General features: G+C 46.9%; 16 protein-coding genes, 3 tRNA genes and 3 rRNA genes. 5 read left to right on the top strand and 17 right to left on the bottom strand.

Translation table 11 applies throughout. The annotated features are described in order from the left end of the window. Positions 1-55: 55 nt before the first annotated feature. Positions 56-1,102, top strand: coding sequence for a signal recognition particle-docking protein FtsY (ftsY, locus tag THICY_RS01395; protein ID WP_013834827.1), 1,047 nt, complete (start codon positions 56-58; stop codon positions 1,100-1,102). Between the two features lie 109 nt (positions 1,103-1,211). Beyond that, on the top strand, positions 1,212-1,838 hold the full coding sequence (locus THICY_RS01390) for a transglycosylase SLT domain-containing protein (RefSeq protein WP_013834826.1): 627 nt from the start codon (positions 1,212-1,214) through the stop codon (positions 1,836-1,838). 109 nt (positions 1,839-1,947) lie between these two features. On the opposite strand, the gene fabB is transcribed toward THICY_RS01390, so the two are convergent. From fabB to THICY_RS01330, 12 genes are all read right to left on the bottom strand, one after another. After that, positions 1,948-3,168: a beta-ketoacyl-ACP synthase I gene (fabB, locus tag THICY_RS01385; RefSeq protein ID WP_013834825.1), complete on the bottom strand. Its 1,221-nt coding sequence runs from the start codon at positions 3,166-3,168 to the stop codon at positions 1,948-1,950. Between the two features lies 1 nt (position 3,169). Beyond that, positions 3,170-3,685 carry a 3-hydroxyacyl-[acyl-carrier-protein] dehydratase FabA gene (fabA, locus tag THICY_RS01380; RefSeq protein WP_013834824.1) on the bottom strand — a complete coding sequence of 172 codons (516 nt, stop codon included), beginning with the start codon at positions 3,683-3,685 and terminating at the stop codon, positions 3,170-3,172. A gap of 129 nt (positions 3,686-3,814) precedes the next feature. Continuing rightward, positions 3,815-3,890, bottom strand: a tRNA-Thr gene (locus THICY_RS01375). A gap of 70 nt (positions 3,891-3,960) precedes the next feature. Then, positions 3,961-4,794: a type III pantothenate kinase gene (locus THICY_RS01370; RefSeq protein WP_157862705.1), complete on the bottom strand. Its 834-nt coding sequence runs from the start codon at positions 4,792-4,794 to the stop codon at positions 3,961-3,963. After that, positions 4,775-5,596, bottom strand: a complete 822-nt coding sequence (locus THICY_RS08570) for a biotin--[acetyl-CoA-carboxylase] ligase (RefSeq protein WP_013834822.1) — start codon at positions 5,594-5,596, stop codon at positions 4,775-4,777. Before THICY_RS08570 ends, THICY_RS01370 begins: the two co-directional genes overlap by 20 nt. 118 nt (positions 5,597-5,714) lie before the next feature. Further along, positions 5,715-5,830: ribosomal RNA gene (gene rrf / locus THICY_RS01360) — 5S ribosomal RNA — on the bottom strand. A gap of 141 nt (positions 5,831-5,971) precedes the next feature. Beyond that, a 23S ribosomal RNA gene (locus THICY_RS01355) occupies positions 5,972-8,932 on the bottom strand. 387 nt (positions 8,933-9,319) lie between these two features. Beyond that, positions 9,320-9,395, bottom strand: a tRNA-Ala gene (locus THICY_RS01350). A 3-nt stretch (positions 9,396-9,398) separates the two neighbouring features. Continuing rightward, positions 9,399-9,475: transfer RNA gene (locus tag THICY_RS01345), tRNA-Ile, on the bottom strand. 93 nt (positions 9,476-9,568) lie between these two features. Further along, positions 9,569-11,108: ribosomal RNA gene (locus THICY_RS01340) — 16S ribosomal RNA — on the bottom strand. Together the 16S, 23S and 5S rRNA genes with 2 tRNA genes alongside form the textbook arrangement of a ribosomal RNA operon. A 418-nt stretch (positions 11,109-11,526) precedes the next feature. Next, positions 11,527-12,717, bottom strand: coding sequence for a tyrosine--tRNA ligase (gene tyrS, locus THICY_RS01335; protein ID WP_013834821.1), 1,191 nt, complete (start codon positions 12,715-12,717; stop codon positions 11,527-11,529). Positions 12,718-12,741: 24 nt separating this feature from the next. Beyond that, a complete protein-coding gene (locus THICY_RS01330; RefSeq protein WP_013834820.1) occupies positions 12,742-13,689 on the bottom strand; it encodes a dihydroorotate dehydrogenase in 948 nt (315 codons plus the stop codon). 16 nt (positions 13,690-13,705) lie between these two features. On the opposite strand from THICY_RS01330, the gene THICY_RS01325 reads away from it, so the two are divergent. Then, a complete protein-coding gene (locus THICY_RS01325) occupies positions 13,706-14,179 on the top strand; it encodes a tRNA (cytidine(34)-2'-O)-methyltransferase (RefSeq protein ID WP_013834819.1) in 474 nt (157 codons plus the stop codon). A 2-nt stretch (positions 14,180-14,181) separates the two neighbouring features. On the opposite strand, the gene THICY_RS01320 is transcribed toward THICY_RS01325, so the two are convergent. The 4 genes from THICY_RS01320 to THICY_RS01305 are packed head-to-tail and all read right to left on the bottom strand — an operon-like array spanning position 14,182 to position 16,428. Further along, the gene (locus THICY_RS01320; protein WP_013834818.1) at positions 14,182-15,192 is read right to left on the bottom strand and encodes an NAD(P)H-dependent glycerol-3-phosphate dehydrogenase; all 1,011 of its coding nucleotides are present in this window, start codon (positions 15,190-15,192) and stop codon (positions 14,182-14,184) included. Between the two features lie 36 nt (positions 15,193-15,228). Continuing rightward, entirely contained in the window at positions 15,229-15,711 is a 483-nt protein-coding gene (gene secB / locus THICY_RS01315) for a protein-export chaperone SecB (RefSeq protein ID WP_013834817.1), read from the bottom strand. Position 15,712: 1 nt separating this feature from the next. Further along, positions 15,713-15,976 carry a glutaredoxin 3 gene (gene grxC / locus THICY_RS01310; RefSeq protein ID WP_013834816.1) on the bottom strand — a complete coding sequence of 88 codons (264 nt, stop codon included), beginning with the start codon at positions 15,974-15,976 and terminating at the stop codon, positions 15,713-15,715. Then, on the bottom strand, positions 15,973-16,428 hold the full coding sequence (locus THICY_RS01305; protein WP_013834815.1) for a rhodanese-like domain-containing protein: 456 nt from the start codon (positions 16,426-16,428) through the stop codon (positions 15,973-15,975). Before THICY_RS01305 ends, grxC begins: the two co-directional genes overlap by 4 nt. A gap of 107 nt (positions 16,429-16,535) precedes the next feature. On the opposite strand from THICY_RS01305, the gene gpmI reads away from it, so the two are divergent. Then, positions 16,536-18,089 (top strand): 2,3-bisphosphoglycerate-independent phosphoglycerate mutase, encoded by a 1,554-nt coding sequence (gpmI, locus tag THICY_RS01300; RefSeq protein WP_013834814.1) that lies wholly within the window; start codon positions 16,536-16,538, stop codon positions 18,087-18,089. A gap of 87 nt (positions 18,090-18,176) precedes the next feature. On the opposite strand, the gene gdhA is transcribed toward gpmI, so the two are convergent. Beyond that, a complete protein-coding gene (gene gdhA / locus THICY_RS01295) occupies positions 18,177-19,526 on the bottom strand; it encodes an NADP-specific glutamate dehydrogenase (protein ID WP_013834813.1) in 1,350 nt (449 codons plus the stop codon). A 345-nt stretch (positions 19,527-19,871) separates the two neighbouring features. Here gdhA and gltB point away from each other — a divergent pair, with 345 nt between their 5' ends. Further along, complete coding sequence (gltB, locus tag THICY_RS01290; RefSeq protein ID WP_013834812.1) at positions 19,872-24,347, top strand: glutamate synthase large subunit; 4,476 nt, start codon at positions 19,872-19,874, stop codon at positions 24,345-24,347. Positions 24,348-24,352 lie beyond the last annotated feature (5 nt).

Raw genomic sequence — 24,352 nt, 5'->3', positions numbered from 1 at the left:
TTTACAAGAGGCGCGGGCCAGTGCGTCACATTTTTCCTAATTTACTGAGATGGCTATGTTCGATTTTTTTAAAAAGAAACCTATTGTAACTGAGACACCCCCTGAAGAGGTTAGCAATGTCGCCGAGGTGAGCGAAGTCTCGCAAGAGACTGGGGAGACGCCAACGAAAATGGGGCTGTTTGCGCGACTAAAATCCCAACTGACAAAATCACGCGAAGCCTTTACGTCGGGATTATCGCAGTTATTTTTAGGTAAAAAACAGATTGATGACGAACTGCTTGAGGAGCTGGAAACCCTGTTATTGCAGGCGGATGTTGGCTTTGAGGCAACGACCCAAATTATTGATGCGCTGACTGAGCAGGTGTCGCGTCAGGCGTTAAAAGATCCACAAGCCTTGTTTGAAGCCTTGGCCAGTCAACTCGAGGCGATTTTGACGCCCGTTGAACAGGCGTTGGTGATTAACAGTGATGCCAAACCTCACGTGGTGTTGATGGTGGGCATTAATGGCGCCGGTAAAACCACCACCATTGGTAAGCTGGCTAAGTTTTTACAACGCCAACAACATAAGGTGATGTTGGCAGCGGGCGATACATTCCGGGCCGCGGCGGTGGAACAGTTGCAAACTTGGGGCGAGCGGAATCAAATTGCAGTAATGGCACAAAAAACCGGTGCCGATTCTGCGGCGGTTATTTTTGATGCCATCCATTCAGCACAGGCCAAAAACTTAGATGTGTTGCTAGCTGACACGGCCGGGCGTTTGCATACGCAACATAATTTGATGGACGAACTTAAGAAGGTTAAGCGCGTTATTCAGAAGTGTGATGCCGATGCGCCGCATGATGTATTGCTGGTGTTGGATGCCTCGATTGGTCAAAATGCGATTAATCAGGCTAAGCAGTTTCATGAAGCAGTTGGCGTAACAGGCCTGGTGATTACGAAGTTGGACGGTACGGCTAAGGGCGGCGTTATTTTTAATTTGGCGCAAACGCTGGGCTTGCCGGTGAAGTTTATTGGTGTTGGTGAGAAAATTGATGATCTGCAAGTCTTTAATGCGAAGGCGTTTGTGGACGCATTTTTAGATAGCCCGGCTTCTGAACATTAAGCGGTGGCGGCGGTTTTGTTGTGATTTTAGTGCTAATGCGTTGCTAGTGTTATTACATATAAATAATATACGCCGAGGCGACCTTTTATTTTATACGGAGGGGAAATACTTGAACCACTGGAATAAACTTGTGTTGGGCGGTTTAATGATTGGCACTTTGACGCTTCAGGGCTGTGCCACTAATCGCAATCCGCCGCCATCCGTCCATGATAATGTTTGTAATTTGATTAAGCATGATCGCCAATGGTATACCGCGGCGAAGCGCTCTCAGGACAAATGGGGGACCTCGATTGCGATTCAAAAAGCGTTTGTGCACCAGGAGTCGCGTTTTGTGCACGACGCGCGTCCACCGCGTAAAACCCATTTAGGCGTGATTCCGGGGCGTCGAGCATCCAGTGCACTAGGCTATGCCCAGGCGCTTGATGGCACTTGGTCTGATTATCAAAAAGCAACGGGTAATTTACGGGCAAGGCGTACTAACCTTAACGATGCGTTAGATTTTATTGGCTGGTATAACAGCTTGTCGCATTCGCGCAACGGAATCGCGCTTAATGACCCGTATAATTTGTATTTGGCCTATCACGAGGGTCATGGCGGTTTTAGGCGCAAGACCTATGAGCAAAAGCCTTGGTTAATGTCGGTGGCAAAACGGGTGGAACAGCGAAGTATTATGTATCAAAATCAGTTAAGCCAATGCCGATTGCCTGCACAGCGCTGCTTTTTTGGACGGTGCTGAAAGTGGATTATTGAGTGTTGATTCTACAAGTAGTCCAAAAAAGCGGTGTGTTGAGCACCGCTATAGACAGATTATTTAACAGATATATTATTTCGTGGCTATTTAGCGGCTATTTAGCGTAACGCTGAACCACTAATGAAGCATTCGTGCCACCAAATCCAAAGCTATTGCTCATAATGCGGTTAAGACCCGCGTTATAGATAGTTTCAGTAACAATCGGCATCCCTTCGCAGTCAGGGTCCAGCGCTTCGATATTTATTGACGGCGCGATAAAATCCTCTTCCATCATTAATAGGCTGTAAATTAATTCGTGTACCCCGGCGGCACCCAGCGAGTGACCGGACATGGCTTTAGTTGAACTGATTTTTGGTACTTGGTTACCAAAAACCTCACGAACAGCCGCCATTTCTTTAGTATCACCGACTGGCGTACTGGTGCCATGCGGGTTGATGTAATCAATTGGACCTTCAACCGTACTAAGTGCTTGACGCATACAACGAACCGCACCTTCACCCGATGGGGCGACCATGTCGTAGCCATCTGAGTTAGCGCCATAGCCAACGATTTCAGCGTAAATTTTTGCACCACGTGCCAATGCGTGCTCGAGCTCTTCAACGACAACCATGCCACCGCCACCCGCGATAACAAAACCATCACGATTGGCGTCATAGGTTCTGGATGCTTTTTCTGGTGTGTCGTTATATTTGGATGATAGAGCACCCATGGCATCAAACAGTACCGACATGGTCCAGTGTAGCTCTTCGCCACCACCGGCAAACACGACATCTTGCTTGCCAAGTTGGATTTGTTCAACAGCCGTACCGACACAGTGCGCACTGGTTGAGCAGGCCGAGCTAATCGAGTAGTTAATACCTTTGATTTTAAACGGGGTAGCTAGGCAGGCTGATACTGTGCTGCCCATAGTACGAGTTACCATGTAAGGGCCTACCCGCTTAACGCCTTTTTCGCGTGTAATTTCTACCGCTTGGGTTGAGTTTGAGTTGGAACCACCGCCCGAGCCAGCAATAATACCCGTACGCTCATTTGAGACCATCTCTGGGGTTAAACCGGAGTCTGCAATAGCTTGTTCCATAGCAATGTAGCTGTAGGCCGCGGCATCACCCATAAAACGCAGTTGTTTGCGGGGAATAAGTTCTTCAAAGCTGAGGTCTTTAATAGCACCATGAATTTGTGACCGCATACCATTTTCAGTGTATTCAGGCGCGGCAACAATGCCTGACTTGCCCAGTTTGAGCGATTCGGCTACTGTTTGTTTTTTATTTCCTAGGCTCGAGACGATGCCAAGTCCGGTGATGACAACTCTTTTCATATTAAAAACTATCCGTGTTGGTAAACAAGCCGACTTTTAGGTCGGTAGCACTGTAAATTTCGCGACCATCTACAAACAATTTGGCGTCGCCAATGCCCATGTAGAGTTTGCGCTTAATGACACGCTTCATTTCAATGACATATTCTACTTTTTTTGCTTTAGGCAGAATTTGGCCATAGAATTTAACTTCGCCTGAGCCCAATGCACGCCCGCGTCCTGGACCACCGGTCCAACCGAGGAAAAAACCAATCAGTTGCCACATTGCATCAAGCCCTAAACAGCCTGGCATTACCGGGTCTTCGTTAAAATGGCATTCAAAAAACCACAGGTCTGGCGTGATATCTAGCTCGGCACGAATGATGCCTTTACCATGGGCACCGCCCTCTTCAGAAATTTCGGTAATGCGATCAAACATGAGCATTGGCGGTTTGGGGAGCTGGGCATTGCCTGGTCCGAATAATTCACCACGCCCACATTGGAGCAACTCTTCACGGCTATAACTAGATTGTTGGTTCATGTTTTTTCCATATAAAATTTTCGATATTATATCAGCCTTGCGAGTTGAGGCAAAGTATACAAATTAGAAACTCATCATGGTTGTGCTGTCGATAGCTTGACGCAATTGGTTTGGAGGGTAACTAAGAAGTGGTGCCGACAGAGGGACTCGAACCCCCAACCTACTGATTACAAATCAGTTGCACTACCAGTTGTGCTATGTCGGCAATGCGCGCTATTATAAGTTGGTTTAATTAAGAGTCAATATGTTTTAAACAAAATTAGCAGAAATTTAAGTTAGTTTGATTTGGCTGGTTGATTAGATTGTGCGTATAGCGCTAATCCTTTTAAAACGAGATCTTTCTCATATCGCCATTTTCCACTAAGCAAAGGCTGTATGAAAGGGGCTTCTCCACCACATATAATTTTGTTTATGGCGTTAGCATTGGGGAATGATGGAGTTGCATTGTCCTGCGTCTGTATTGCCTGTTGGAGAAACTGATCAATAGCGCCCACCGCACCTGCTAGCAGGCCTGCTTGAATGCCTTGCGTAGTATCGGTACCCATCTTCAGCTCAGTGACTTCAAAATCCATGGTGTAATTTTGATGACTAAGGTCTGTTTCAGATAGCCGAGTATGTGCTGTGAGACTTTGTATCGATTTTGCTAGACCTGGTAGTATCCATCCACCATGATGATGACCCGTATGGTCAACGTAATCCAAAGTTAACGCACTCCCCGCATCAACAAGCACACACGGATAGCCATAAAAGTGACCGCAAGCTAATAAAGCTAGCCAACGATCGATACCCAGTTGAGCTGGGTTGTCATAGCCATTAATAAGGTGAGGATTTTGGCTAATCAACGGTGTTTTGGCTAGATGCGTATTTAATGGGTAATCGGCTAGTAGTTCGAGTAGTTGGGTTTGTTGCGCCTGTTTAGCAACAGAACTGATCCATACTTTCGATATACTGCTCAGAATTGGGGCTTCCCCGGCTAACTGGTGTTGAAACGCCACTAGTGATTTACATTGCCCTGACGCTATAAAGCGGAACTGTTCGTTCTTAATAAGCGCCCATTTTAGTTGACTATTACCCTGGTCAATTAGCAGGCTAGTTGGTTCCATCTTCATTGGTCTCATAGGTTCGTAAACTAACCGTCCCAGAATTTAGACGCACTAGCTTATTTGGCTGATGGGCATAATATACCATGGCTTCGCCTTGAAGATTAATTCCCTGATAGTAGGCGATCTGTGGTTTATTTTGCGTCGAAACCACATAAATTGTTTCGCCTTGAGTAAAAAGGTCCCGCGCTTGCCATGCGTTTACGTTTAGCGGTGCTGAAGTTATCTTAGCACTCGTAAAGAGTGTCTTAATTAGATGTGCTTCGATGGAACCTATCAGTTGATTACGGCTTGTATTAGGAATAAACCAACCCCGTTTATAGCTTGCATCGGGATGTTGTAACGGTGGTTGTAAGTTTACACCCAGCCCGATAATAATTAACCACTGTCCGTTTGCTGCGCGCTCCAATTCAATTAAAATTCCACCGACTTTGGCGTTATTTATAAATATGTCGTTCGGCCATTTTAGCTGTATGTTTTGGTGGCTTTGCTCAGCAAGCGCTTCGGCAATGGCAAGTGCAACACGCTGGGATAGACCGTCTGGAAGTCTAATGCTATTGTCTATATGAGGCATTGGAAGCATTAATGACATAGCAATGTCATTTTCTTGACTAGCCCAATTACGGTTCTGTTGACCATATCCCTTAGTTTGACAATCTGCGACACATGTTACCGGGTGATTAGTAAAGCCTGCTATGTCTTTCAGAAAGCTATTTGTTGATGCGAGTCGCTTGAATTTGAACTGGTAAACTGCTTGGTACTTATCTAACCTGGTCATTATTGAAGGCATTACTGAATTACTTGTTATCACAGACAAGACTCCGGAACTAATTCATCGGTAATAGATATGTCTAAATAAAGATACATTAATACAACCAGTAAAAAATAGGCAAAAAAAAACCCCTCATTAGAGGGGTTTAGGATGTGGAGCTTGGCGATGACCTACTCTCGCATGGGGAGACCCCACACTACCATCGGCGCTGGAACGTTTCACTTCTGAGTTCGAGAAGGGATCAGGTGGTTCCATTCCGCTATGGTCGCCAAGCAATTCGGCTTTGCCTGATGTGTCGCCACACCCGGCTAAAATTCTTTGTTTAGGAATCGATCTCTTCCTGGGTTTTACTTAGATAACTTGATCTTGCGGCTTTCTCAAGCTCACACATCAGTTAAGTCACTTTTGAGTTGTATAGTTAAGCCTCACGAGTAATTAGTACAAGTTAGCTTCACACATTACTGCGCTTCCACACCTTGCCTATCAACGTCCTGGTCTTGAACGGCTCTTTAGAAGACTTAAAGTCTAGGGAGAACTCATCTTGGGGCAAGTTTCCCGCTTAGATGCTTTCAGCGGTTATCTTTCCCGAACGTAGCTACCCAGCAGTGCCCTTGGCAGGACAACTGGAACACCAGCGGTTCGTCCACTCCGGTCCTCTCGTACTAGGAGCAGCCCCCCTCAATTCTCCAACGCCCACGGCAGATAGGGACCGAACTGTCTCACGACGTTCTAAACCCAGCTCGCGTACCACTTTAAATGGCGAACAGCCATACCCTTGGGACCGACTTCAGCCCCAGGATGTGATGAGCCGACATCGAGGTGCCAAACACCGCCGTCGATATGAACTCTTGGGCGGTATCAGCCTGTTATCCCCGGAGTACCTTTTATCCGTTGAGCGATGGCCCTTCCACACAGAACCACCGGATCACTAGAACCTGCTTTCGCACCTGCTCGACGTGTCTGTCTCGCAGTCAAGCACCCTTTTACTCTTGCGCTCATTGCACGATGTCCGACCGTGCTGAGGGTACCTTCGCGCTCCTCCGTTACTCTTTAGGAGGAGACCGCCCCAGTCAAACTACCCACCATACACTGTCCCTGACCAGGATTCACTGGCCGAGGTTAGAACCTCAATACGATCAGGGTGGTATTTCAAGGATGGCTCCACCCGAACTAGCGTCCGAGCTTCAAAGCCTCCCACCTATCCTACACAGATAGTATCAAAGTCCAGTGCAAAGCTATAGTAAAGGTTCACGGGGTCTTTCCGTCTAGCCGCGGGTACACGGCATCTTGACCGCGATTTCAATTTCGCTGAGTCTCGGGTGGAGACAGTGTGGCCATCGTTACGCCATTCGTGCAGGTCGGAACTTACCCGACAAGGAATTTCGCTACCTTAGGACCGTTATAGTTACGGCCGCCGTTTACCGGGGCTTCGATCAAGAGCTTCGCTTTACAGCTAACCCCATCAATTAACCTTCCGGCACCGGGCAGGCGTCACACCGTATACGTCATCTTTCGATTTTGCACAGTGCTGTGTTTTTAATAAACAGTCGCAGCCACCTGGTCTCTGCAACCCTCAAAAGCTTACAGCGCAAGGCCTTCACCTTCAAGGGCACACCTTCTCCCGAAGTTACGGTGTTATTTTGCCTAGTTCCTTCACCCGAGTTCTCTCAAGCGCCTTGGAATTCTCATCCTGCCCACCTGTGTTGGTTTGGGGTACGGTTTCTTATAACCTGAAGCTTAGAAGATTTTCTTGGAAGCAGGGCATCAACCACTTCGTCCTAATGGACTCGTCATCAGTTCTCGGCATTAAAGACCCGGATTTACCTAAGCCTTCTGCCTACCGCCTTAAACAAGGACAACCATCGCCTTGCTGGCCTAGCCTTCTCCGTCCCTCCATCGCAGTTATAAAAAGTACAGGAATATTAACCTGTTTCCCATCGACTACGCCTTTCGGCCTCGCCTTAGGAGCCGACTAACCCTACGTCGATTAGCGTTGCGTAGGAAACCTTGGGCTTTCGGCGAGGGCGTTTTTCACGCCCTTTATCGCTACTTATGTCAGCATACGCACTCGTGATATCTCCAGCATGCCTGACAGCACACCTTCACAGACTTACACGACGCTCCCCTACCATGCCTTACGGCATCCGCAATTTCGGTACACGACTTAGCCCCGTTAAATCTTCGGCGCAGGCCGACTCGATCAGTGAGCTATTACGCTTTCTTTAAAGGATGGCTGCTTCTAAGCCAACCTCCTGACTGTCTAAGCCTTCCCACATCCTTTCCCACTGAGCCGTGTTTAGGGACCTTAATTGGCGGTCTGGGTTGTTTCCCTCTTGACAACGGACGTTAGCACCCGCTGTCTGTCTCCCATGATTGCACTTGTTGGTATTCGGAGTTTGCAATGGGCTGCTAAGCCTTGACGGCCCGCTAGACCATAACAGTGCTCTACCCCCAACAGTGAGACATGAGGCACTACCTAAATAGTTTTCGGGGAGAACCAGCTATCTCCGAGCTTGATTAGCCTTTCACTCCGATCCACAGCTCATCCCCTAATTTTTCAACATTAGTGGGTTCGGACCTCCAGTTGATGTTACTCAACCTTCATCCTGGCCATGGATAGATCGCCCGGTTTCGGGTCTACTGCATGCTACTATCGCCCATTTAAGACTCGGTTTCCCTACGGCTCCCTTATTCAGTTAACCTCGCAACACACAGTAAGTCGCTGACCCATTATACAAAAGGTACGCAGTCACCCCATCACTAAGCTACCTCTGCTTGTTTTTTGGTTTAGCTCGCTTCGCTCACTTAACACTTACAAGTAAAGATAATCACATGACTACTTTTAAAGTAGCTTAGTGATGGGGCTCCCACTGCTTGTACGTACACGGTTTCAGGTTCTATTTCACTCCCCTCCTGGGGTTCTTTTCGCCTTTCCCTCACGGTACTGGTTCACTATCGGTCGGTAGAGAGTATTTAGCCTTGGAGGGTGGTCCCCCCATGTTCAGACAGGATTTCACGTGTCCCGTCCTACTCGATTTCACAAGAATAAAGCTTTCGCATACAGGACTATCACCTCGTATCGTCGCACTTTCCAGAGCGTTCTGCTAACTTAGTCCTTGCTTAAGGGCTGGTCCCCGTTCGCTCGCCGCTACTTAGGGAATCTCGGTTGATTTCTTTTCCTCCGGGTACTTAGATGTTTCAGTTCCCCGGGTTAGCCTCCCATTAAGGGATATCCTCGAAAGGATGGGTTTTCCCATTCAGACATCTCCGGGTCAAAGGTTATTTGCCACCTCACCGGAGCTTTTCGCAGGCTATCACGTCTTTCATCGCCTTCTACCGCCTAGGCATCCACCGTGTACGCTTAATCACTTAACTATACAACTCAAAAATAACTTATTAGTAAACTAACTCGTTGACCTTGACCTTTTGTGTTGAATTCCTATCTCTAAAAACTCAATCAAGGCACCCTCTTTGAGTGCACAACGCAATTAAGATTCTTCGCTGACATGTTCGCTTGAGATTGCTCATCAAGATACATGTTACCTAAGTTTGGTGAGCATGATTGGAGGTCACACTCACCGGGTTAATGCCGTCTCATCAACGCGCACTAACCTTCTCTTTTGAAGAGATCTTTTCCTAATTTTTAAAGAACTTCGACTTCATGTCACTACAAAAGACTTTCATCTTCTCTAATAACAATAAAAACCGCTCATAGTTTCTTAGCTAATTTTCATCAACCAAAACACCATGAGCGGTGTTTATTGGTGGAGTTAGGCGGGATCGAACCGCCGACCTCCTGCGTGCAAGGCAGGCGCTCTCCCAGCTGAGCTATAACCCCATGTGGTGGGTCTGGGTGGATTCGAACCACCGACCTCACCCTTATCAGGGGTGCGCTCTAACCAACTGAGCTACAGACCCAGGTCCTCTTTAACCTGAGCGCACCCAGGCCGTTCTTTCGTAATTCAGAGACAATTTATGTGAAAGCGCCTAAACTTACTGCCGCTTCGTCTTAAAGGAGGTGATCCAGCCCCACCTTCCGATAGGGCTACCTTGTTACGACTTCACCCCAGTCATGAATCACACCGTGGTAACCGTCCTCCCGAAGGTTAGACTAGCTACTTCTGGTGCAACCCACTCCCATGGTGTGACGGGCGGTGTGTACAAGGCCCGGGAACGTATTCACCGCAACATTCTGATTTGCGATTACTAGCGATTCCGACTTCATGGAGTCGAGTTGCAGACTCCAATCCGGACTACGATCGGTTTTTTCAGATTCGCACCACCTCGCGGCTTCGCAACTGTTTGTACCGACCATTGTAGCACGTGTGTAGCCCATCCCATAAGGGCCATGATGACTTGACGTCGTCCCCGCCTTCCTCCGGTTTATCACCGGCAGTCTCATTAGAGTTCTCAACTAAATGGTAGCAACTAATGATAAGGGTTGCGCTCGTTGCGGGACTTAACCCAACATCTCACGACACGAGCTGACGACAGCCATGCAGCACCTGTCTCACAGTTCCCGAAGGCACCAATCTATCTCTAGAAAGTTCTGTGGATGTCAAGGGATGGTAAGGTTCTTCGCGTTGCATCGAATTAAACCACATGCTCCACCGCTTGTGCGGGCCCCCGTCAATTCCTTTGAGTTTTAATCTTGCGACCGTACTCCCCAGGCGGTCAACTTATCGCGTTAGCTGCGCTACTAATCTTTTTAATAAGACCAACAGCTAGTTGACATCGTTTAGGGCGTGGACTACCGGGGTATCTAATCCCGTTTGCTCCCCACGCTTTCGCACCTCAGCGTCAGTTTTAGTCCAGGAAGGCGCCTTCGCCACTGATGTTCCTTCTGATATCTACGCATTTCACTGCTACTCCAGAAATTCCCCTTCCCTCTACTAAACTCTAGACTGCCAGTTTCAATCGCCGTTCCTAGGTTGAGCCCAGGGCTTTCACAACTGACTTAACAATCCGCCTACGCGCGCTTTACGCCCAGTAATTCCGAATAACGCTTGCACCCTCTGTATTACCGCGGCTGCTGGCACAGAGTTAGCCGGTGCTTTTTCTGTGAGTAACGTCACAGCAATCAGGTATTAACTAACTGCCTTTCCTCCTCACTAAAAGTGCTTTACAACCCTCGGGCCTTCTTCACACACGCGGCATGGCTGGATCAGGGTTGCCCCCATTGTCCAATATTCCCCACTGCTGCCTCCCGTAGGAGTCTGGGCCGTGTCTCAGTCCCAGTGTGGCTGATCATCCTCTCAAACCAGCTATAGATCGTCGCCTTGGTGAGCCATTACCTCACCAACTAGCTAATCTAACATGGGCTCATCCTTTGGCGATAGCTTACAAGTAGAGGCCACCTTTCATCCGTAGATCTCATTCGGTATTAACGTACGTTTCCATACGGTATCCCCAACCAAAGGGCAGATTCCCATGCCTTACTCACCCGTCCGCCACTCGTCAGCAGGAGCAAGCTCCCCTGTTACCGTCCGACTTGCATGTGTTAGGCCTGCCGCCAGCGTTCATTCTGAGCCAGGATCAAACTCTTCAGTTTAATCTTGAACATTTTTATAACACTCGGAATTGACAAAGAAACATGGAAGAGTTACCTCTACCTATACTTACATTGTCGTTTCGAGTTAATTTTTGCGGTCAGCTCATCTAGACACTTCCACATAAATTATCTCTGAATTACCTGATTTTTAAAGAACGTCTTATTCGTTTTCCAGCACAACAATTTGTTGTTTGGAAGCCCGCTATTATATCCAGGCCCGCGCTTTAGTGTCAATATTTATTTTCAAAATCTTTTCACTCAAACCGCTTGTTTCTTCCCTTCTTGGCGCATCGCTTCGAAGTGAGGCGTATTCTACAGACTCCGATTTTCCTTGCAAGTCTTTTTTAGAGTTTTTTTACTGTTTTTTATAAATTTCATTTATTACAGATATTTACAAAACTTATCTGCCGTTTCATTATCACTGCAAAGTAATCCTAGCAAATTTGCGTTTACCAACCTGAACGACAATGGACTCCGAATTCGTTAAAACTAATTTCGCATCACTTACCTTTTCGCCATTAATCTTTACCGCACTCTGTTTTATCATTCGATGAGCCTCTGAGGTGGTTGGGACCAGGCCTGCTTCTTTCAGAAGGTTAGCCAAAGGCATTTCTCCTTTAAAGGTGTATTCGGGCATCTCATCGGGAATCGCGTTTTTCGAAAAACGTGTTTCGAAGTCGCTTAATGCCGCCTGCGCATCTTCTGCCGAATGAAATCTGGCTACTAGCTCCATCGCCAACTTAACTTTAATGTTACGTGGGTTTTCACCATCCGCAACCGCTTGCTTATATCCCGCAATGGTTGCCAGGCTTTCAAAGCTCAGTAGCTCATAATAACGCCACATCAATTCATCTGAGACAGACATAACCTTTCCAAACATATCATTAGGCGTATCTTTTATACCTATATAGTTGTTTAGCGATTTGGACATTTTTTGTACACCATCCAAACCTTCAAGGATCGGCATCGTTAAGGTTACTTGCGGCCTATGCCCAGCTTGCTGCTGTAATTGACGCCCCATTAATAGGTTAAATTTTTGATCAGTACCACCCAACTCAAGGTCCGCTTGCATCGCCACCGAATCGTACCCCTGCACGAGCGGGTATAAAAACTCATGAATCGCAATCGGTGAACCGGCACGATATCGGGTCTCGAAGTCGTTACGCTCCAACATTCGGGCTACAGTCGCTGATGATGCTAAACGAATCATGTCGGCCGCTGAAAAATCCTTAAACCAGGAGGAGTTGAACACTACTTTTGTTTTTAGCGGATCGAGAATCTTAAACACCTGATCTTGGTAAGTCTGGGCATTTTCAGCAATCTCCTCTACCGATAACGGGGGCCTAGTTGCACTTTTCCCAGTGGGATCACCAATCATTGCGGTAAAGTCGCCAATTAAGAAGTGAATTTCGTGCCCAAGGTCTTGCAATTGCTTGAGTTTATTTATCAGAACCGTGTGACCAAGATGCAAATCCGGTGCTGTTGGGTCGAAACCGGCTTTAACGATTAACGGACGCCCTGTTTTTAACTTTTCAATTAACTCAGCTTCAACCAAAATTTCATCGGCACCGCGCTTAATAATGGCTAACTGTTCATCAATACTTAACATCTTCTCTCTCTATCTTTTTCTGTTTTATCCGCACAAGACGGTATCGGTATGTAATTCTAGTTTTCCGGTTAATTGACTAACCGAACCTAAGCCCCGTTTTTGTAGGTAACGCGCAATGTCTTTATTCATTTTCGCTATAAGCATCGGATCTTTGGCAAGGGATGTGCCAACAGCAACCATCGTGGCACCCGCAAGAAAAAACTCAATGGCATCTTCAGCACTGCTGACACCACCTAAGCCAATAATCGGAATATTGTGCTGTTTGGCAACTTGATAGACTTGATGGACACGCAATAGGGCTACCGGTTTAATCGCTGGCCCAGATAAGCCACCTTGGTTATTACCCAAATCTGGACGCCAAGTATCTATATTAATGGACATTCCCATTAGGGTATTAATCGCAGACAAGGCATCGGCGCCCGCATCAATGACCCGTCGCGCGCCTTCCGCAATATCGGTTTGATTGGGTGACAATTTTACAATTAATGGCTTGGAGGTACTCGCTCGACAAGCCTCTACCACACGTGCGGCCATGTCCGGGTCATTCCCAAACGCCGCACCGCCTTTTTTTACATTCGGACAGGAGATATTAATCTCAAGACCCGCTAGCTGCGTGTCATCAAAACGCTTGCAGACTTCCGCATATTCCTCAATGCTAGAACCAGACACATTGGCGAAGTAACGCGTCGCGGTATAATCCAGTTGCGGAAGCAATTGCTTTACCACATAATCAACACCCGGATTTTGCAGACCGATTGAGTTGAGCAGGCCGTTTGGCGTCTCCCAAACTCGTTCGGCCTTATTGCCTAATTTGGGCTCGAGTGTTGTACCTTTTAAAAATACCGCGCCGACGTCCTGATTACGAAAACCGGAGACGGCCTGATACTCCAGCCCGTACCCGGCATTACCGGACGCCATTGCCACCGGAGAGTGACACGTGACACCACACACATTAACTGATAAATCAACCATAGCGACACCTACTACTATGTTACATATTATTCTTTATGAACCTGAAATCCCACAAAACACTGGGGCTTTAATTCGACTCAGCGCCAACATGGGCGCACACTTGCATTTGATTAAACCCTTTCCATTTGACCTAAGCGAAAAACGGGTTAGGCGAGCAGGCCTGGATTATCACGAATTAGCGAATGTGTTCGAATACGATAATCTTGAGCAGTGTTTAACTAGCGTGCAACCCAATCGTGTATTTGCACTCACCACCAAAGCAACCCGCCATTATCATGAACCCCAATATGAAGCTGGAGATGCTTTTTTATTTGGACCGGAAAGCCGTGGATTACCAGAAGGTGTTCGCAATCAATTTCCCCACGACCAACTACTTCGCATCCCGATGGTTGCCGATGCCCGCAGTATGAATCTCGCCAATGCTGTGTCCGTCATGGCTTATGAAGCCTGGCGCCAACTTGACTTTCAATCGGCATCAACCATTAAGTAATATTAGTGACTAGCACCTTGTTCGGCGGTTAGCTCCCGAGCTAGCAAAGCTTTGACAGCTTGTTCGGCGGTAATCTTGCCCTCAACCAGCTGATAAACCTGCTCCACAATTGGCAGTTCTAGGTGGTGCTTATCGGCAATTGCTTTGACAATGCGCACGGCTTTAACGCCCTCAACCACTTGACCGATTTCTTGTTGAACTTGCTGAGCCGTTTTACCTGACCTTGCTAAACTCAAACCAAAGCGCCGGTTACGCGACAGATCATCCGTGCAGGTAAGCACCAAGTCGCCCAACCCAGCTAGACCCATTAGTGTTGTGGGCTGAGCATCAAAGAGTGCACCGAAACGCTGCATTTCGACCATTCCTCGCGCGATAAGTGCGGCCCGTGCATTAGCGCCCAAGGCCATACCATCACTAATACCTGTGGCAATGGCCATGATGTTTTTGAACGCGCCGCCGACTTCGACGCCTGCAATATCGGCCTGAGTATACATGCGAAAGTGTGCATAATGAAAAGCCTGCGCCCAAAACTCGGCTTCAACAGGTTGAGGCGAGGCGCTCACCATTGCGGTCGGCAACCCTCTAGCAACCTCGTCCGCAAAAGTGGGCCCTGAAAGCACCGCCATAGGCGCATCAATACCCAGCTCATCGACCACGACCTGATGCAACAGGCGCTGATTGTGAGGGTCGAAACCTTTCGTTGCCCAAGCCAAATGCTGAGGACAACCCGATAATCGCACCACTCGTTTTAAAGTGTCCGCAAAGGCATCACTGGGGACAACAAGCAAAACGCCATCAACATCAGCTAACGCACCCGCTAAATCGGCAGTAACCTGCAAAGAGTCTGGAAATGTAATGTTAGGCAAATAACGAGGGTTTTCACGCTGCAACACCATATGCTCAGCGTGAGTATAACTGTGCGCCCATAGCACAACCTGATGGTCATTTTTTGCAAGCTGAACGGCCAATGCGGTTCCCCAAGCACCGGCACCTAGAACGGCTAGCTTATGCAAAGCTTTTACACCTAATCATTTAACCAATTTCATCATTTAACCAATTTCGTTTTGTGGCGCAGTACGTGCACCGGATTCACTGCCCGTATCTTGTGTTTGCTTTTGCTGCATATGATTTGCATAAAGCGCATCAAAGTTAACGGGCTCTAATAACAGCTGCGGGAACCCACCACGGACGACTAAGTCCGATACTGCCTCACGGGCAAAGGGGAACAGAATGTTAGGGCACTGGCTACCCAACATATAACCTAATTCGGCCTGCTCAAAATTCGCAATTGTGAAAACACCTGCCTGGTCAACTTCACATAAAAAGGCGGTTTTGTCATCAATTTTAACGGTTACAGTTACCCGTACCATAACGTGATAAATGTCATTTTCCAGGTTATAACTTTCGACATTTAAATTCACATCCATTTTCGGCTTGAACTCAACCGCAAACATTGCTGGTGAATTCGGTGCTTCAAATGACACATTTTTGACATAAATTTTATTAATTAAAAAGCGTTTTTCTTCAGCCATTTCAGTTAACCTTTGCTAATATTTTATCCAGCTGACCCGATTTGTCAGCCGCGTATAATTCGTCACAACCACCCACATGATGGTCACCAATAAAAATTTGAGGAATAGTGTGTCGTCCTGACACCTCTTTTACTTTCTGCCAACCGTTGGGGATTTGGTCAATATTATGCCAAGTATAGGCAACCCCTTTTTGGTCTAGCAGCTTGCGGGCCTTAGAGCAGTATGGGCAGGTATTATTGGCATAAACCACCACTAAGCCTGTCATGCCGCACCCTTACCTTTGCGACGCGCCTTTTTCGATACCGGTTGATTTAGGGGCAAACCCGCCATTTTCCAGGCCAACACACCGCCACGTAAATTAGCGACTTGACTAAAACCCGCTTTTACTAATTGACTTGCAGCACCTCCGGAACGAGCGCCTGATTGGCAGTAAACTAAAATTTGCTTGTCTTTAAAGTGGTCTAAAGTCGACATTTTATCTTTGAGTTCACTACTAGAAATATGGCGTGCTTCACCAATATAACCCGTTTTAAATTCGGCATCTGAACGCACGTCAACCACTATAGCGCCTTGGTTATATAAGCGTGTCGCTTCTTCCGGCGAAACTTGTTGGTAACCTAAAAAACGGTCACCAACATACGAATATAACAGCATCAGCGTAATCACAGCGAGCGCGACAAACAGCAATACGTTTTGAGCAACAAAATCTGCAAACATAGTTTTATCCTTAACTAATGGGCCTCTCAGCAAATCTAGTGATTTTAACAGCGAAACTGGCTACAATAAATCCAATTTATTACTAAATTTAACAACAGGACACATTAATGACGCAGGAAACACCCAACAAACGACATTTGGCGGGCCTTATTATTTTGGACGGGTGGGGGCACAACCCACACCGCGAACACAATGGAATTGCTCAAGCGAACACACCAACATGGGACGCATTACTTGCTAGCAACCCAAACACTCTTATCAACACGTCTGGACTAAACGTAGGCTTACCCGACGGGCAGATGGGCAACTCGGAGGTTGGCCATCTCAACCTGGGTGCCGGCCGTGTCGTTTATCAAGAGCTAACACGCATTCAAAAAGCTATTGATGACGGGATTTTCTTTGATAATAGCGCCCTAGTTCACGCCGTTGATTCCGCAACATCGCGTGGGCGTGCCGTACATATCTTAGGCCTGATTTCTGATGGTGGCGTGCATTCACATATCAGTCATATCAAAGCCGCAGCAACCCTGGCCATAAAACGTGGCGCAAAAACCAACCTACATTTATTTACCGATGGCCGTGACACGGCACCGCAAAGCGCACTTGGCTATATTAAGGATATAGAGCAACATTTAAAAACCCTCGAGAGTGGTCGCATTGCTTCCATCACAGGCCGTTATTATGCAATGGATCGTGATAATCGCTGGGAGCGCACCCAAAAAGCATTTGACGTCATTGCCTCTGGCCAGGGTGACTTTACGGTTGACTCTGCTAAAGACGCTATTAAGATGGCCTATTCACGAGGCGAGACCGATGAGTTTATCTTACCCACAGCCATTTTAAAGAAAAACGGTAAGCCGGTAAAAATCAAAGACGGTGATGCGATTATATTTATGAATTACCGTGCCGACCGTGCTCGCCAATTAACACGTCCTTTCATCGAGCGTGACTTTGCTGACTTTCATCGCGACGCTTCCCCGGTGCTAAGCGATTTTGTAACTTTGACCGAATATAACAAAAACTTTAATGTTTCCGTCGCCTTCCGTCCAACCAAGCTGATCAATACTTTTGGCGAGTGGATTTCAAAACAAGGCCTAACTCAGCTTCGTATTGCAGAAACCGAAAAGTACCCTCACGTTACATTTTTCCTTAATGGTGGTGTTGAAGCCCCCAACAAAGGTGAAGACCGAATTATTGTGCCCTCGCCTAAAGTAGCGACCTATGACCTGCAACCCGAAATGAGTATCGATGAGCTTACCGACAAACTGTGCGAAGCCATAGAATCGGAAAAATATGACACCTTTATCTGCAACATTGCCAATCCCGACATGGTTGGACACTCTGGCAATTTGGATGCTTGTATTAAAGCCGTGGAGGCTGTTGATGCCGCTCTTGCGCGCATCACCAAAGCGGTTGCTAATGTCAATGGAGAGCTGTTAATTACCGCTGATCACGGCAATATAGAACAGTTATGGGATGAAAGTACCAACAGTCCGCTAACGGCACACACGACTAACCCGGTGCCTTTTATATATGTTGGCAAGCAAGGCTTTTCGTTGCGTGATAATGGCAGTCTCCCGGACGTCATTCCAACCTTACTCAAGATTATGCACCTGCCTCAGCCCGAAGAAATGACTGGACAATCTATTTGCGTAGATTAAATCAGCCGTTCTCTGTGAACCCGTTTTTGTAAAACGGCTTCATCAGCAGGCCTGCCATTAACCAGGCCTGCTAACCACCTTACAGTGTTAGATAACACCCATGGCACACATCGCCTGACTCACGCGTAGAAAGCCTGCAATATTGGCTCCCATTACATAATCATTGGGGCACCCGTAGGCTTCAGCTGTTTCATAACAATTCTGATGAATATTCACCATAATTTCTTTCAGCCTTGCCTCGGTATAATCATGTGTCCAAGAGTCGCGACTGGCATTTTGCTGCATCTCAAGCGCACTGGTTGCCACCCCGCCCGCATTAGCGGCTTTGCCAGGACCATAAGCCAAACTTGCTTGCTGTAAAATGCGAATGGCGTCTGGCGTACAAGGCATATTCGCCCCTTCTGCAAGCGCTTTACAGCCATTTTTGACCAACATTTCAGCATCTTTACCATTCAATTCGTTTTGCGTAGCACAGGGCAAGGCCACATCACACGGCACCGACCAGATAGAGCCATCTTTAAAGAACTTAGCTCCAGCAACCTCTTCGGTATATTTTTCAATCCGCGAGTATTCCACTTCTTTCAGACGCTTGAGAATATCTAAATTAATACCCTTCTCATCGACAATAAAGCCCGATGAATCGGAACAAGCAATTACTTTGGCGCCGTAGGTCATCGCTTTTTCGATCGCATAAATAGCAACATTACCCGAACCCGACACAACCACTTTTTTACCAGCCAAACTATCGCCGCGCGCCTGTAACATTTCCTCGGTAAAAAATACCGTGCCGTAACCTGTCGCTTCTTTTCGAGCTAAAGAACCACCCCAGCCAATACCTTTACCGGTAAAGACGCCCGATTCAAATCGATTAGTAATACGTTTATATTGACCAAACATATAACCAATCTCGCGCGCACCGACACCGATATCACCTGCTGGCACATCCGTATGCTCACCAATATGACGATAGAGTTCGGTCATAAAGCTCTGACAAAAACGCATGATTTCGTTGTCTGACTTATCTTTTGGATCAAAATCGCTACCGCCCTTACCACCGCCAATGGGTAGTCCGGTTAAGGCATTTTTAAAAATTTGCTCAAAACCTAAAAATTTAATAACACTCAAATTAACGGATGGATGGAAACGAATACCACCCTTGTATGGCCCCAAAGCACTATTAAACTCTACACGGAAGCCACGATTAACCTGAACTTCACCTCGGTCATCTATCCACGGTACTCTAAAAATAATTTGACGCTCAGGTTCACAAATGCGCTGCAAAATTTTCTTCCTGACGATCTCGGGGTGTTTTGCCATAACCGGGTTAAGGGTCTCAAAAACCTCAAGCGCCGCCTGATGAAACTCTGTTTCTCCAGGATTGCGACTCAGAACATCTTGATAAAGATGCTTTAAATTTTCTTCTAGTTTCAAACTCATTATTTATTCCTCGTAGGCGTTTCGTGATTGCCTGACTGTTTTATGAGATAACGAATGTCATCTTTTTATCAAAAATCACGCCCTTTTTTGCGCGCAAACCCTTTATTATAGTGCCTAGGCCTAAGAAAAGCATTGTTGACATTTAGCCTAAAGCTATAGATACAACCTTGACAAAAAGGGATTAAAACTGTAGATTAACCACCCCTTTTTTCTAGGAATTTGGAACTAAGGCCAAGATATTTCAATTTGCCGCGTACTGGGCGCAAACAACTGTGAGCCTTTGCAAACAAGGGGTTAACGAACCTCTTGTCTCACAGAACCCAGATTTATAAGGAACCGTTAGACATGAATTCACTGAACACCCTAAAAGGCCTTTACTCCCCAGATTTTGAAAAAGAGAACTGTGGTTTTGGTTTAATTGCGAACATGGATGACCAGCCGAGTCATTGGCTAGTCGAAACAGCGATTAAGTCATTATCTAAAATGACTCACCGTGGCGGTGTCGCGGCAGACTGCTGTACAGGTGATGGTTGTGGGTTATTAATCAAACGCCCTTCTGCATTTTTTGAAAAAGAAGCCCAATCACTCTCCATTGCCCTAGAACCTTTATATGCTGTTGGCATGGTGTTTTTAAGTAAGAACGAAGCGCTTGCAGCAAACGCAAAGCAAACCTTGGCGGCTTCATTACAAGCACAAGGTTTAGACATTGCCGGCTGGCGTGATGTACCGGTTAACTCGAACGTACTAGGTACACAAGCGGCGTCCATGGAACCTTATATCCAACAGGTATTTGTTAATGCTCCGGCCGATGTTAGCGAGAATGAATTCAATCGCAAGCTATTTACGGCACGCCGTAAGACGGAAATGGCTATCGAGCCGCAGGACGCGGATTTCTATATTGCATCGCTTAACTCGCAACTGATTGCCTACAAAGGCTTGGTGATGCCCAGAGAACTAGAGCTCTACTTTCTAGATTTGGTGAACCCTGATTTTGCCTCTTCGTCGATTTCGTATCATCAACGATTTTCAACTAATACCATGCCACAATGGCGTTTGGCGCAACCCTTCCGCTTTTTAGCACACAATGGTGAGCTTAATACCATTCGCGGCAACCGCAATTGGGCACTAGCACGTCAACAAAAATTTGAAACTCCTCTCATCCCTGAGCTAGCTGAACTTAAACCTTTGGTTGCGCAATCTGGCTCCGACTCTAACAGCTTAGATAATATGTTAGAAGTGCTCATAATGGGTGATATGTCGGTGTTCCAAGCCTTGCGCTTGTTGATTCCACCCGCTTGGCAAAACGTGCCACACATGGATGCCGATTTAAAAACCTTTTTAGAATACAACTCCATGCATATGGAGCCGTGGGATGGACCAGCAGGCCTGGTTATTAATACCGGTAAATATGCCATTTGTGGCGTTGACCGCAACGGCTTGCGCCCGACACGCTATATGATCACTAAGGATCGCCACATTACCTTTGCTTCTGAAATTGGCGTTTATGATTACCCCCCTGAAGATGTCGCCGAAAAAGGTCGTCTAAAGCCTGGACAGGTGATTGCGGTTGACCTAGAGAACGGCGAATTATTAATGCCGGATCAAATTGATGAAGGTTTAAAAACGGCTAAGCCCTATCGTCAGTGGATGGATGCTGGTTATCGATACCTTGAAGAAAAACATGACCAAGAAATATTGAATGGCGATTGGGATGCGAAGATCGTAAACAGCTACCAAAAATACTTCCAGGTCAGCTTTGAAGAGCGCGATCAGATTATCCGTACTTTGGCGGAGTCGGCCCAAGAAGCTGTTGGCTCTATGGGCGATGATGCGCCATTGCCTGTGTTTTCGCATAAACCGCGCTCTGTTTTTGATTACTTCCGTCAAATGTTTGCCCAGGTAACCAACCCGCCCATTGACCCATTGCGTGAAGCGATTGTGATGTCACTCAACACCTGCTTTGGGCGCGAATTGAATATGTTTGAAGAAGGGCCAGACCATGCCCGCCGTTTAGAAGTTAAATCACCGATTCTAACCCCAAGCATGATGAATCAATTGTTAGCTTTGGATGACCCCGACTACCGTGCTCAAACCTTTAGCCTACATTATGATGCGAAGCAAACAAATCTAAAATCAGCGATTGTGCAGTTAAACAAAACTGTTGCGGACGCTGTAGCCGCCGGCATTACCCTGGTCATCTTAAGTGATGAACAGATTGCCGCCGACTTAACGTCTATTCCTGCGATTATGGCCACCGGTGCTCTGCATCACCATTTAATCAAAGCAGGCCTGCGAACCGAAGCCAATATTATTGTTGCCACAGGCACCGCTCGGGACCCGCATCATTTTGCGGTGTTATTTGGTTATGGTGCTACCGCGGTATATCCCTATTTGGCCTATGCCGCAATAGCCGATATGCAACGCACTAAAGAGCTAGACCCACAAACACCGGTTGGTAAACTGATGAGTAACTACCGCAAAGGTATTAATAAAGGCTTGATGAAAATCATGTCGAAGATGGGGATTTCTACCCTACCTTCCTACCGTGGTTCGCAATTATTTGAAGCTGTGGGGTTAAGTTCTGAAATTGTTAGTCTTTGCTTCCCTGGTACCGCTAATCGTATCGAAGGAACTAAGTTCGAACATCTAGAGCAAGACCAACTGCGTTTAGCCAAAGAAGCGTTTAATCCACGCAAACAAATGGCTCAGGGAGGCTTATTAAAATATGTGCATGGTGGTGAATATCATGCCTACAACCCTGACGTTGTCGACAATTTACGCAAAGCCGTTCAAACCGGCGAAAAACGCTACTACGATATTTTTGCCGACCTCGTCAATAATCGTCCAGCGATGACGATTCGTGACATGATCACCTTCCGCAAGGATATTAAAGGCATTTCTGTTGATGAAGTAGAACCTTTAACCAGCATTTACAAGCGTTTTGATAGTGCCGGGATTTCACTAGGTGCCTTATCACCGGAAGCCCATGAGTCGTTAGCAATCGCTATGAACCGCTTAGGTGCTCGCTCCAACTCGGGCGAAGGTGCGGAAGATCCAAGTCGTTACGGCACAGAAAAAATGTCGAAGATTAAACAAATCGCTTCAGGGCGTTTTGGCGTAACTGCGCACTATTTACGTAATGCCGAAGTATTACAAATCAAAGTAGCCCAAGGTGCCAAGCCTGGTGAAGGTGGTCAGCTGCCTGGTCATAAGGTAGATATGACGATTGCCAAACTTCGTCACTCTGTTCCAGGCGTCACTCTGATCTCGCCGCCACCGCATCATGACATCTACTCAATTGAAGATTTGGCTCAGCTCATTTATGACCTAAAGCAAATTAATCCGAATGCTCTTGTATCCGTTAAGCTGGTAGCAGAGCCAGGTGTTGGTACCATTGCAGCCGGTGTTGCTAAGGCCTATGCCGACCTCATTACCATTTCCGGCTATGATGGTGGCACCGGTGCCAGCCCAATTACCTCAGTAAAATATGCGGGTAACCCGTTTGAAATGGGCTTGGCAGAAACGCATCAAGTATTGCGTGCTAATGACTTGCGTGGTCAAGTTATTGTGCAAGCCGATGGTGGTTTAAAAACAGGACTTGATGTGGTGAAAGCGGCCATTTTGGGTGCGGAATCCTTTGGATTTGGAACCGCACCGATGATTGCACTTGGTTGTAAGTATTTACGTATCTGTCACCTAAACACCTGTGCCGTCGGTGTAGCAACCCAGGATGAGCGTCTGCGCAAAGAGCACTATATTGGATTACCAGAGATGGTTATGCACTACTTCCAATTTGTTGCGGAAGAAACACGTGAATGGTTGGCTAAATTAGGTGTACGCAGTCTGGGTGAGCTTGTTGGACGCACTGACCTGCTCGCAATCATTGACAACCCATTAACCGATAAGCAACGTAACCTCGATCTGTCGAGTATTATTAGTGATGGCGGTGTCCCAGCAGATAAACCTCAAACGGTTCAGGTAGCGCGTAACAATCCTTGGGATCGTGGCGACATAGCTGAAGATATGGTCAAACAAGTACTACCAGCGATTGAGGCTAAATCTGGCGGTATCTTCAACTTTAAATTGGTTAATACCGGTCGCTCTATTGGCGCACGTGTTGCTGGCGAGATTGCCGAACGCTATGGCAACCATGGCATGGCATCGAGCCCTATTACCTTAAAACTAACCGGCATTGCAGGACAATCTTTTGGCGTATTTAACGTCGACGGTCTTAATTTGCACTTGGAAGGCGATGCGAACGACTATGTCGGTAAGGGCATGGCGGGTGGTGAAATAGTCATCACGCCACCTAAAGGTTCGGCGTTTAATCCACGATTTACCCCTATTGTCGGCAATACTTGTTTATACGGCGCAACAGGCGGACGTTTATTCGCTCAAGGCACCGGTGGTGAGCGTTTTGCGGTACGTAACTCTGGTGCGATTGCCGTTGTTGAAGGGTTAGGCGACCACGGTTGCGAATACATGACCGGTGGTACTATTGTTAGCCTGGGTGAGGTTGGCGTCAACTTTGGAGCGGGTATGTCAGGCGGTATGGCCTTTATTCTTGACCTAGATCGCTCGTTACCGGATCGCTTAAATGGTGAAATGGTTGAAGCGATTCGGATTGATACCGAAGTGACCGAAGATCATCGCAATTACCTAAAACAGCTAATAACTGAGTATGTGCAGAAAACACAAAGCCCATGGGGACAGGAAGTACTATCGAACTTTAGTCAATATATTGGCCACTTCTGGCTCGTTAAATCACGCGCCATCGATATGAAAACACTGATGCAACTGTTTGCTAATGATGCGGCTTAAAAGGA

The sequence above is a fragment of the Thiomicrospira cyclica ALM1 genome (genome assembly GCF_000214825.1).
GTDB classification, from domain to species: domain Bacteria; phylum Pseudomonadota; class Gammaproteobacteria; order Thiomicrospirales; family Thiomicrospiraceae; genus Thiomicrospira; species Thiomicrospira cyclica.
The sequence above is the reverse complement of the archived record's forward strand: the minus strand, read 5'-3'. Positions and strand labels throughout refer to the sequence as shown.

Coding starts and splice junctions, on each gene's coding strand:
- gltB (WP_013834812.1), top strand. CDS start 19,872: ATGAATTCACTGAACACCCTAAAAGGCCTTTACTCCCCAGATTTTGAA.
- ftsY (WP_013834827.1), top strand. CDS start 56: ATGTTCGATTTTTTTAAAAAGAAACCTATTGTAACTGAGACACCCCCT.
- gdhA (WP_013834813.1), bottom strand. CDS start 19,526: ATGAGTTTGAAACTAGAAGAAAATTTAAAGCATCTTTATCAAGATGTT.
- THICY_RS01325 (WP_013834819.1), top strand. CDS start 13,706: ATGTTACATATTATTCTTTATGAACCTGAAATCCCACAAAACACTGGG.
- THICY_RS01305 (WP_013834815.1), bottom strand. CDS start 16,428: ATGTTTGCAGATTTTGTTGCTCAAAACGTATTGCTGTTTGTCGCGCTC.
- THICY_RS01330 (WP_013834820.1), bottom strand. CDS start 13,689: ATGGTTGATTTATCAGTTAATGTGTGTGGTGTCACGTGTCACTCTCCG.
- secB (WP_013834817.1), bottom strand. CDS start 15,711: ATGGCTGAAGAAAAACGCTTTTTAATTAATAAAATTTATGTCAAAAAT.
- THICY_RS01370 (WP_157862705.1), bottom strand. CDS start 4,794: ATGAAGATGGAACCAACTAGCCTGCTAATTGACCAGGGTAATAGTCAA.
- grxC (WP_013834816.1), bottom strand. CDS start 15,976: ATGACAGGCTTAGTGGTGGTTTATGCCAATAATACCTGCCCATACTGC.
- tyrS (WP_013834821.1), bottom strand. CDS start 12,717: ATGTTAAGTATTGATGAACAGTTAGCCATTATTAAGCGCGGTGCCGAT.
- fabA (WP_013834824.1), bottom strand. CDS start 3,685: ATGAACCAACAATCTAGTTATAGCCGTGAAGAGTTGCTCCAATGTGGG.
- gpmI (WP_013834814.1), top strand. CDS start 16,536: ATGACGCAGGAAACACCCAACAAACGACATTTGGCGGGCCTTATTATT.
- fabB (WP_013834825.1), bottom strand. CDS start 3,168: ATGAAAAGAGTTGTCATCACCGGACTTGGCATCGTCTCGAGCCTAGGA.